Origin of the sequence: Streptomyces sp. NPDC059909, assembly GCF_042730885.1 — a bacterium.
GTDB lineage: Bacteria > Actinomycetota > Actinomycetes > Streptomycetales > Streptomycetaceae > Streptomyces.
The window spans coordinates 1-1,383 of sequence record NZ_JBHWKX010000232.1 but is presented as its reverse complement, the minus strand read 5'-3'; the positions used below and the strand labels follow the sequence as shown (position 1 = coordinate 1,383).

Genomic DNA, 1,383 nt, shown 5'->3' with positions numbered 1-1,383 from the left:
TTCCCGCAGAACCTGGACGTGGACCGCTACAAGGACGCCGACGGCAACACCAAGGACACCGTCATCGGCCTGCGGGAGCTGAATCTCAACGGCATCCCGAAGAACAACTGGATCAACGACCACTTCCGCTACACCCACGGGTTCGGTGTGGTCGCCGCCGAGGGCACCACGGCCGACGGCGAGGGCCGCCCGGTCTTCACCGAATCGGACCTGCCCTCCAAGGGCGACCTGGTGAAGAACAAGTACGAGCAGCGGATCTACTACGGCGAGCGCACCGAGCAGTACTCGATCGTCGGCGGTCCCCAGAAGGAGATCGACTACTCCGACGACGACGGTGAGAAGACGACGAGCTTCTCCGGCAAGGGCGGGGTCGACCTCTCCAACCCGGTGAACCGCGCCGCCTACGCCGTCGCCTTCGGCGAGCCGCAGATCCTCTACTCGGGAGCGATCGGTGAGGGCTCGCAGGTCCTGTACAACCGCACCCCGAAGGACCGAGTCGAGGCGGTCGCCCCCTGGCTGACCATCGACGGCGACGCCTACCCGGCCGTGGTCGACGGCAAGATCCAGTGGATCGTCGACGCGTACACGACGAGCAACGGCTACCCGTACTCCTCGCGCACCACCCTCGGCGACACCACGGCGGACTCGCTGACCGCGGAGAACCAGCAGCGGGCGGTGGTGGCCCAGGAGAACCAGGTCAACTACATCCGCAACTCCGTCAAGGCCACCGTCGACGCCTACGACGGCACGGTGAAGCTCTACGAGTGGGACACCAAGGACCCGGTCCTCAAGACCTGGATGAAGTCCTTCCCCGGCACGGTCGAGCCGCGGAGCGACATCTCCGAGGAGCTGATGGACCACCTGCGGTACCCGCAGGACCTCTTCAAGGTCCAGCGTGAGCTGCTCACCCGCTACCACGTGGACAACGCCAACACCTTCCTCTCCGGCAGCCAGGTCTGGCAGGTTCCGGACGACCCGACCAACAAGTCGGGCGAATCGGTCCCCGCCTACTACCTCAGCATGCGGATGCCGGACCAGGAGCAGCAGGCGTTCTCGCTGACCACGACGTTCACGCCCAACAACCGCGACAACCTGAGCGCCTTCATGGCGGTCAACGCGGAGGCGGACGCGGACGACTACGGGAAGATCAGAGTCCTGAAACTCCCGGCCAGCACCACGGTCAGCGGCCCCAAGCAGGTGCAGAGCCAGTTCAACTCCGAACAGGACATCGCCGAGTCCATCCGCCTGCTGCGCGGCGGCGACTCCGAGGTCGAGTACGGAAACCTGCTGACGGTGCCCCTCGACGGCGGTCTGCTCTACGTCGAGCCGGTCTACGTCCGAGGCGGCGGCCTCAAGTACCCGCTGCTCCGCAAGGTCCTGGTC

General features: G+C 65.9%; 1 protein-coding gene. It reads left to right on the top strand.

Annotated elements, in window-relative coordinates; genetic code table 11:
* On the top strand, positions 1–1,383 hold a 1,383-nt coding region (locus ACFV9O_RS40445), incomplete at both ends, for a UPF0182 family protein (protein ID WP_385428099.1).